At 40.6% G+C, this 9,373-nt stretch carries 9 protein-coding genes; 8 read left to right on the top strand and 1 reads right to left on the bottom strand.

The window, feature by feature from the left end; translation table 11 throughout:
• The 3 genes from HYW21_07395 to HYW21_07385 all read left to right on the top strand — a co-directional run.
• Positions 1-193, top strand: a 193-nt coding sequence (locus tag HYW21_07395; protein ID MBI2549147.1) for a hypothetical protein, incomplete at its 5' end; no start/stop codon positions are given.
• Between the two features lie 244 nt (positions 194-437).
• Positions 438-1,226 carry a DUF1003 domain-containing protein gene (locus HYW21_07390; GenBank protein ID MBI2549146.1) on the top strand — a complete coding sequence of 263 codons (789 nt, stop codon included), beginning with the start codon at positions 438-440 and terminating at the stop codon, positions 1,224-1,226.
• Positions 1,227-1,430: 204 nt separating this feature from the next.
• Positions 1,431-1,709 (top strand): PRC-barrel domain-containing protein, encoded by a 279-nt coding sequence (locus HYW21_07385; protein ID MBI2549145.1) that lies wholly within the window; start codon positions 1,431-1,433, stop codon positions 1,707-1,709.
• Between the two features lie 87 nt (positions 1,710-1,796).
• Here HYW21_07385 and HYW21_07380 read toward each other — a convergent pair whose 3' ends face one another.
• Positions 1,797-2,000 (bottom strand): hypothetical protein, encoded by a 204-nt coding sequence (locus HYW21_07380; protein MBI2549144.1) that lies wholly within the window; start codon positions 1,998-2,000, stop codon positions 1,797-1,799.
• Between the two features lie 98 nt (positions 2,001-2,098).
• On the opposite strand from HYW21_07380, the gene HYW21_07375 reads away from it, so the two are divergent.
• Genes HYW21_07375 through HYW21_07355 form a run of 5 tightly spaced genes read left to right on the top strand, consistent with a single transcriptional unit; the run spans position 2,099 to position 9,240 of the window.
• Complete coding sequence (locus HYW21_07375) at positions 2,099-2,704, top strand: DUF4352 domain-containing protein (GenBank protein ID MBI2549143.1); 606 nt, start codon at positions 2,099-2,101, stop codon at positions 2,702-2,704.
• A 56-nt stretch (positions 2,705-2,760) separates the two neighbouring features.
• Complete coding sequence (locus tag HYW21_07370; GenBank protein ID MBI2549142.1) at positions 2,761-3,453, top strand: hypothetical protein; 693 nt, start codon at positions 2,761-2,763, stop codon at positions 3,451-3,453.
• Positions 3,454-3,489: 36 nt separating this feature from the next.
• A complete protein-coding gene (gene gyrA, locus HYW21_07365) occupies positions 3,490-7,410 on the top strand; it encodes a DNA gyrase subunit A (GenBank protein MBI2549141.1) in 3,921 nt (1,306 codons plus the stop codon).
• Between the two features lie 58 nt (positions 7,411-7,468).
• Positions 7,469-8,671, top strand: a complete 1,203-nt coding sequence (locus tag HYW21_07360; protein ID MBI2549140.1) for a hypothetical protein — start codon at positions 7,469-7,471, stop codon at positions 8,669-8,671.
• Positions 8,668-9,240 (top strand): hypothetical protein, encoded by a 573-nt coding sequence (locus tag HYW21_07355; GenBank protein ID MBI2549139.1) that lies wholly within the window; start codon positions 8,668-8,670, stop codon positions 9,238-9,240. Before HYW21_07360 ends, HYW21_07355 begins: the two co-directional genes overlap by 4 nt.
• Positions 9,241-9,373: the final 133 nt, after the last annotated feature.

Below are 9,373 nucleotides of genomic sequence, written 5' to 3'. Positions count from 1 at the left end.
TCACCAGTATGTCCCTGTCAAGGTCCTGCCTGAAGGTACACAAGTAATTAATGTCTTTGCTGATGGTTCGCTGAACAAAACCTTAGTGTTTACTGAGGCAGGCCAAGTACAAAGAGTTACCATCAAGATCCCCAAGAAAGCGCAACTGGTCTATGGAACTATGAAGATAGAAGGGAAACCGTCAGAATCATAACGGCATACATCTCCCGGAAACACCGGTTAAGTGCAGTACTCTTTTGTCGTGTGCATAAGGGAGGTACAGGCTTAAATGAAAGGGGGAGCACACAATCGTTTTTGAAGAGAAAGTGCACTCGTAAGTTACTTCCGTTCATCATCTCCTCTCGGATCTGCGGGTGTTCACTCACTCATCGTGCAGAAAAGAGAGAAGCATTGTTTCTATATAAACATTTATATACCGGTTACCCCTAAAAGGGGACATGGCGTACAAAAAAAGAGTGCCAAGAGAGGAACATAAAGAGCGCCAAGAAACTCGTTCTCTACAGGTAAAAACAGGAGATAACATTAGAGAGATAAAAGAACCAGTCAAACGAACCTGTAACTTGTGCCAGCAGGCAGTTCTTCTTTCAGATACCACTCTTGGAGAACTTGTCAGCCCGACCATCTTTCACTACATTCAAAAAAAGCACCCCCAATTCTCCGAAGAGAGCAGGGTTTGCACCAATTGTTTGCACATCAATCGGGCAGAATATATACGCGAAACAGTCATTCAGCATAAAAAAGAAATCGACAAAGTCGATCATCATGTTGCTAAAACCATCATGGAAAATGCGCTGCTTTCAATAGATCCAGGAGAACAGCGCTCTCAGCTTACTTTGGGCGATCGTGCTGCAGACGTTATTGCTGAGTTTGGTGGAAGCTGGATGTTTCTGAGCGTTTTTTTTCTGTTTATTGCGGCATGGATAGGTATTAATACCTATATGCTTATAGAAAAACCATTTGACCCCTCTCCATTTATCCTTTTGAACCTTATTCTCTCCTGTCTTGCAGCCATCCAAGCACCCATTATTATGATGAGTCAAAATCGACTTGAAGCGCGAGATAGATTGCGGGCAAAGTATGATTACCAGGTAAATTTAAAAGCAGAACTGGAAATCCAGCATCTGAACGAGAAAATGGACCTTCTCCTGAAGAAGATGTGGCACCGACTTATCGAGATCCAGCAGATGCAAGTAGAGACCATGGAAGAAATGCGTAAAAAGAGGTAAGATGCTCACCTATAATCACATCCACCTAAGAACGCGCTGTCGCAGTGTCCAGAGGATTGCTCCCAAACAAACGCGTAGTGATGGGACAATTCTCCTACAGTTTTTGGCATCTCTTGCCTTATTTCTCTGGCTGCTTTAAGAATAGAAAGATATAAATACTTCACAGCGATCATCAGCCTGAGAAGAAGATGAGGTGGCTTAACCATGCTTAAAATGAAGAAAATCTCTGAAACCTACGATATGAAGGTCTTTACTGATACTGGTGATTATTTTGGTGATGTCGAGGAATCCATTCTTACTCAGAACAAGGTGTTTGGCTGGCGGGTTAAATCAACCAAGAACAGCTTTTTGACGAGGGTGTTGGGAAGCGCCAAGGGTGTTATCGTTCCCCATCAGTTAGTCAAGAGCATTGGCGACGTCATGATCATCAGCAAGGCTGCAATGCCTGCCCACTCTGCAGACGAAGAAGAAAAGGAAGAGTAAAAAATCTCGTTTACGTTCCCAATCGTTTTGTCATTCTTATGCGTGGGTCTTTTGTACTACTTACAATATTTAGGGCAGTACTTGAACTCACTTCTTTCTCCAAAAGAAACCAGCCTTACTTTCTAATCTTTCAATCTTGCCTTGAGATTGAAGGTCCATCAACACCCGATAAAGCAAATGCCAATTTATGACGCGATCCGCTTTCTTTTGAAGCTCTTCAAGAATCTCGTTTGTACTTTTTATTTCTGTCTTAGATAAGATCTCCAAGATTTTTTCTTTGTATTTACTCATATCTAAAGCTTTGATCCAAATCTTTTTAGACGAATATCCAAAGGTTTATACCAAGCTTATGAAAAGGTTTATATAGATGAGGAGATCTTATACCCATTATGACAGATTCTGTAAAGAAACCATGGTACAAAAAATGGTGGGCAATTGCTATTTTTATCTTTATTGGCTTAATAATCATAAGCAGCCTGTTCGGTGGTAATGATGACTCTACTGAGAATGCAAAACCAGATGAGGAGAACCGTGCCGGGCTACAACAGCAAGAGCAGCAACAAGAAGTAAAAACCTATCAGCTAGGAGACGAAATCCAAGCAGGGGACTTTACTTGGAAGATTACTGGAGTTTCAACAGCAAAAGAAATAGGACAGGACCTTGCAGGTACGTTCTTTGGTGAAACCGCAGATGGAATTTTTGTTATAGTCGATGTAGAAGTCTCGAATACGGCTAAATCCGCAAAGTATCTCACTAATTCTTTTGTTAAATTAATAGATGAGCAGAGTAGAGAGTTTTCTCCTAACACTGCGGCTGCAATCTATCTAAAACCAGAAGGCTCTGCACTTTTGTTTGAGCAAATAAACCCAGGTATAACTAAGAAAGGAAAAATTGTTTATGATGTTCCAGAAGGCGTAAATAACTTTAATGTAAAAATTACGTCAAACCTATTAAGCAGCAATATTTACAACCTAAAGTTGACAATTAATCCATAACTTCTGACTTATCAATAGTACGAAGCTTTAAATACTTTTGTGGTCTGTCTTTCTTTATGTTTATTGATATTATCTTTCCCCGTACACAGACTAAAGACGTTTTACCTCTAGCGCAGCGGCTACATATTCATGGCGTTTGTGGTATAGGTACGGATACCCCCCCTCTCGCAAGCAATGCTCAGGATTCTCAATCAAGGGAGCAGCCACCACTTTCCCAGGACGTTTCTGTCTTTTATGGTAGTTTATCAACCTCTCGGAGAAAGCAGAGCGATGTCGTTATCCATCGTTCACAGGGAGACGATCGAAGCATTATTGAACAGGGATCAATCGACCTGATCTATGATCTTGAAATCTCATCACGAGCAGACTTTCTTCACCATCGAAATTCTGGTCTTAATCAGGTACTCTGCAATTTGCTTCAAAAGAAAAAGATAGCATATGCCATTGCATTTTCAACGCTCTTACATACATCCTCACGGAGAAGGTCCATCCTTATTGGGAGAGTTATGCAGAACATCTTCCTCTGCCGAAAGTATAGCGTGCCCATGATTATTGCCTCCTTTGCTCAAACCCCTTTTGAATTACGAGCCTTCGAAGAGCTCCAAAGCTTGGGTATAAGCCTTGGGATGCAACCCACAGAAGCAAAGGCAGCACTTTCTTTTCTTGGAGAACGAATCCAGCAAAGAAAAAAACAGCGAGATGCAGAGAAACATTTATATACCCTCAACCTTTCTGATTTATCGAGGTAAATTCACGAAAAGTACCTCTTTCTGAACCCTTAGAAAATGGTTAACCCAGACAAAAGCAACACAGAAGAGACTCCTCAAAGTCAACCCGTGCATCAGAAGATTATTCCTCGATCGGTTGAAGAGGAGATGAAGAGCTCCTATCTAGATTATGCAATGTCGGTCATTGTGAGTAGGGCACTTCCTGATGTCCGTGATGGTCTCAAACCCGTCCATCGTCGTATTCTCTATGCCATGAATGAGATGGGTATGCACCACAGTAAGCCCTTCAAGAAAAGCGCGCGAATTGTTGGTGAAGTCTTAGGAAAATATCACCCCCACGGAGACACTGCAGTCTATGATACCTTAGTAAGAATGGCCCAAACATTCTCACTACGCTATGTGCTTGTTGATGGTCAAGGAAACTTTGGAAGTGTTGATGGCGATTCTCCGGCAGCTATGCGCTACTGTGTAACAGGGGACACCTTAGTTTCGACTAATAGGGGGATTATACCTATCGAAAGCATCTCCGATGGAGAAGAAAAAGAAATTTATTTAAAAGTAATCAATTATCAAGGAAAAGTTGTTAGAGCAAACAAGTTTTTTGATTCTGGTAAGCATAAAATTCTTAAATTGACAACGACACAAGGGTATGAACTTAAAGGCTCTTATAATCACCCGGTTCTTTGCTGGGGATTAAACGATTTCGGCTTCCCCACCTTACAATGGAAGGTTTTGAATGATATAACTCCCAAGGATTATGCGATTATTAATCGAAGTTCCGCATTATTTAGTACTCACAACACCAACGTAACACCCTTCTCCCCAAAAAATTCTCGCTATAAAGACATTGGACTGCCAAAAAAAATGAATGCAGATTTGGCTTTCCTCTTAGGAGCCTTAGTCTCGGAAGGTTTTTTTCACCAGGGACAGATTGGCTTTAATAACCAAGATGTTGAGTTCTATAGCAAGGTAAAAAATATAGTTAAACAACAGTTTTCTGGTATTAACTTATATGAAAGAAATATAAAGGGAGACTGCTGGCAGTTAAGCATCTATCATCAACAAGCGGTAAAGTTCTTAGAAAATATTGGATTAACCCGCGTCAAGTCTGGTGAAAAAGAAATACCCTTTACCGTCTTGTCATCAAGCCGGGGGGCAATACAACAATTTTTAATGGCTTTATTCGAAGGCGACGGTAGTGTAATTTTTCACAAGGACAAGAGACACGGCGGTAAGAGTATTGAACTTCTTTATAACTCAAAAAGTTATAAATTAATACAACAATTGAAAACGTTGTTATTAAGTTTTGGTATTGTAACCACCTCACCTTTCAGAGATAAAAGAAATAATTGTTACAAGCTGATAATTAGTGGACACGGAAACATAAAAACGTTTAAAGAAAATATTGGATTCTTTTCGCAAAGGAAACAAACCATTTTATCAAAAATTTCTGAAGTTAATTCTGGAAGAATGAGTAAGATTGATCACATCCCTTTTTTGAATGATTATTTAAGAGCTAATTACAAAGAAGCATTTATTCAAAAAAATAATGTAGATAGATACAATAGATTAGAGCAACATTATCTTCGTCTTAAAAAGATTCTTGGAACTCAGGATAATAACCTGATCGATTGGCTTATTCGTAAGAAGTATTTCTTTGATAAGGTAAAGATTGTTGAACGATTAAACCAGGAAGATAAGGTATACTCTATCAGGGTAGATAGCCCCTGTCATTCTTTTGTTGCCAATGGGTTTATCAATCATAATACTGAAGCACGACTCAAGAAAATTGCAGATGAACTGCTTCAGGATATTGAGAAGGAAACCGTTGCTTTTGTAGCAAACTTTGATGGAAGCTTGCAAGAACCTGCTGTTTTACCAGCAAAACTCCCGAATCTGCTGTTAAATGGAAGCAGCGGTATTGCCGTTGGTATGGCCACCAACATTCCGCCCCATAACTTGGGTGAGATCAGCGAAGCTATTATTCGGGTTATTGATCAACCTGAACTCTCCATCCAGGAACTGATGCAAGTAATTAAAGGCCCGGATTTTCCTACAGGCGGTTTGATTCTTGGTCATAACGGTATTCTGAGCTCCTATGCCACAGGAAGAGGCAGAATTCTTGTTCGAGCGAGAACAACCGTGGAACAACAGAAGAACAGACAACGCATTATTGTGACTGAAATTCCGTATATGGTAAACAAAGCTACCTTAATCGAACAAATCGCTCATGCCATTCGTGATAAGATCATCCAGGGAATAACCGATATCAGAGATGAGTCTGACCGAGAGGGTATGCGTGTTGTGTTGGAACTTAAAAATGACGCAAATCCCGAGATTGTGTTGAATCAACTCTTTAAGCATTCGAGAATGCAAGTCACGTTCGGAACGATCATGTTGGCGTTAGTGCATAATGAGCCGAAGGTATTTACTCTCAAGGAATTAATTGAGCATTACATTGCGTATCGAAAGCAGGTCATTACTAAGAGAACCCAATTTGATTTAACCAAGGCACAGGAAAGGGAGCACATTCTTCTCGGACTAAAGATTGCTCTTGAGTATATTGATCCGGTCATAGCACTTATTAAGAAATCACCGACGGTTCAAGACGCCAAAGCCGGGCTGATGGAGTTTTACTCTCTGAGCGAGAAACAAGCACAGGCCATCCTCGATATGAGACTCCAACGACTTACTTCGCTTGAGCAAGAAAAGATTCGTGAAGAGCTCAGGGCCTTACACCTTCACATCAAAGAGTTGAAGATTATTTTAGCGAGCAGTACCAAAATTCTTGAGATCATTAAGGAGGAAGTTCGTCAATTACGTGAGGCCTATGGAGATGTGCGAAGAACTGAAATTATTGAGAGTGAAGAAGAAGAGATTGAACTTGAAGATCTTATTAAACCAGAAGAAGTTGCGGTAACTGTCACGCATGCAGGATATGCAAAGCGAATGCCGCTTGATTTTTACAAGCAACAACGTCGTGGCGGAAAGGGGATTATTGGAGCCACAGCAAAGGACGGGGATGTCGTAGAGACCTTGTTTGTAGCAAATACCTTAGACGTGATTTTGCTCTTCACTGATAAAGGAAAAGTACATTGGTTGAAGGTTTACCAGATCCCTGAGGCAAGTAGGATTGCCAAGGGAAAGCCACTGATTAATCTTGTTGAGCTAGATCAAGGAGAGAAGATCACTGCCCTCGTTCCTCTGAAGGGATTCCATGAAGAGGGCCAGTATCTGATGATGGCAACAAAGAACGGTATTGTGAAGAAAACGCCGCTCCAACTCTTCTCAAATCCCCGTCAAGGAGGCATTCGTGCGATTACCCTTGATCCGGGAGATCAATTAATTGGTGTAAAGTTAACCGATGGACACCGTCAATTAATCCTTGCCACAAGAAATGGCATGGCAGTGAAATTTCATGAGACCAATGTTCGTTCAATGGGGCGGTCTGCTCGGGGTGTTGTTGGTATCCGTCTCAGAGACGGAGAGGAAGTTATCGGTATGGTTGTTGCTCTTGATGATAAAACCTTATTGACCGTTACTGAAAATGGTTATGGAAAGCGAACTCTCATTGAAGAGTATCGCCTCATCAATCGAGGAGGAATCGGCGTCATCAATATACAATGTAGCGAGCGCAATGGAAAGGTTGTAGGCATCAAATCAGTTGATGATGACGACGAGATTATGCTCATCAGTAAACAAGGGATCATCATCCGTATACGAGCGCACGATCTCTCAGTTATTGGCCGAAACACGCAAGGAGTTCGGGTTATGAAACTGGAGCAGGATGATAAACTGGTTGCAGTTGCGAAAATAGCAACCGATAGCGGAACAGAAGAGCTTCCACCTATCGATGATTCTGTGAACGATGACGAAAGCGAAAATGTACTGAAGCAGGAGAATTCGTCCTCTGGAGAAAACGGTCATATATTGCTTGACGAATCAAGCAATCCTTCAGCCAAACCAGACGAGGATTAGATCATGATACTGATTCGTCTTCCTCCTAAGCATACTCGACTGTTGAGAGACGCATAGCATGAAATCCTTGAAAGGAATTGCCCTCGCATATCCGGGAACAGAAGACATTGTTGCACAAGAAATTGAGGAACGTCTAGGTAATAAAGGTACGGTCTACCCATCATGCGTTGTCTTTGAGGTTAATCATTGTCGAGAAATCTGTCAATTTGCCTATCAGACAAGATCTGCAGGCAAGGTGTTCATTCTTTTGACCCATTATCCTTGTGATAGCGACCATACAGACCCGTTTCATGAATCAGCAAAATGGATAAGATTGCTTGATCTTCATCCATGGGTTAATGCAGAAACTACCTTTGCTGTTCGCTGTACTCGTGTAGGATCTCATTCATTTTCAAAAACCCAAGTTGAGGAAGAGTTAGGAGGATTTTTTTCTGATGCGTTAACAGCAGTGGGCATTGTTCCTCATGTTGATCTTGAAAATCCTTCTCTGGTGTTTACCGTCTATATCTACCACAGAGATTGGTATGTTGGTATTGATGTTACTGATCTTGATATCAGCAAGAGAGATTACAAGGTATTTCTTACTCCCTCTGCATTGAAAGGGCCGGTTGCTTATAGCCTTCTTCGCATGGCTGGTTATAAGGCTCAACAAAAGGAAGTACTATTGGATCCGCTTTGTGGCTGCGGGACAATTCCCATTGAAGCAGCACTCTATGAAAAGAGCGTATCACCTCATTTTTTCCAGAAAGAAAAGTTTCACTTTCAAAAACTCTTGCCTATGGCCAATGAAAATAGCGATGCGCTTTTTGCTAACCTTGACCAACAACGAAAAGAAGTAACAGGCACTCTTGCTGGTTTTGATCCCTCATTTCATGGGCTGAGTGCAGCACGAAAGAATGCAAAAATTGCCGATGTCCACAAAGCTATTCTCTGGAGTAGGTGCGATCTTGAATGGTTAGATACGAAATTCAAGGAACAAAGCGTTCATAGAATTGTTACGCAACTACCCGTAATGACGAAAGTCCGCTCCTCTAAAGAAATAGAGCCAACCTATAAGGAGTTCTTTTATCAAGCGAACTATATTCTCCATGCTGAAGGAAAGATTGTTGTTATCTCGAGCCAAGATTTGGAGTTGTTGCTGAAGGAATATGCCTCTAACTATGATTTTAAGCAGACCGCAAAGCGTTCTATTATCCACGGAAAAATGGAAGAAACCGTACTCATCTACGAAAAACAAAAAAATAGAGTCTCAATAAAATGAGTAAGAGTGTAGATGAAGCTAATCCTGCAAATATAAACCAGATTATGTCTAATGTAAAAGCGGGTTTTGTTAAGGCAAGAAACTTAACAAAAGAAGATACGCACAAAAATTCAAAAGAGATTATGGATACTGCTTGGAGCAAATTTGAAGAACTTATAAAGTTAATAGCTCAGGAATGTTATAATTTTCCACCCGAGAAAAAATATATATTTCCTTCTAATGAATACCTCTTACTTTGGTCGATATTGGCCGAATTAGTTAAAACCATTCAAAATTCATTTAGATTAGCTGAGGAGGGATATTACCGTTGTGCATTTGGGGAGTTAAGGGACGTTCTTGAGCTTGTAATGAAGATTAAATTATTCTACATTAGCACTGAGGATTTTAAACAGTGGTCTGAAGATCCCAATAAGGTTTATAACACTAGAACAATGAGAAAACTTTCATTTTTCAAAAAATCTGGATTAAATGAAGAAATAAAAAAATTGTCAAACTCTTTGAGCCTTTATCGCCACAGCTCAAGTGTTAATTTGGACTCAAGAGGATCGGTTATGACTAACATTAGTTAGCGACATAAGTAACGCATGAAGTTTTGCATAAAATTGTGTTCTTGCCAGAAGTTTTCTAATGCTTCTTGCATGTCGTCGATTGTTGGGAAGTATTGTGATTTTATGACGTTGTTTTTTGTGACTTTCCAACAGG

The organism is Candidatus Woesearchaeota archaeon, from assembly GCA_016187565.1.
GTDB lineage: Archaea > Nanobdellota > Nanobdellia > Woesearchaeales > JACPJR01 > JACPJR01.
This window is presented reverse-complemented; position numbering and strand designations above follow the sequence as displayed.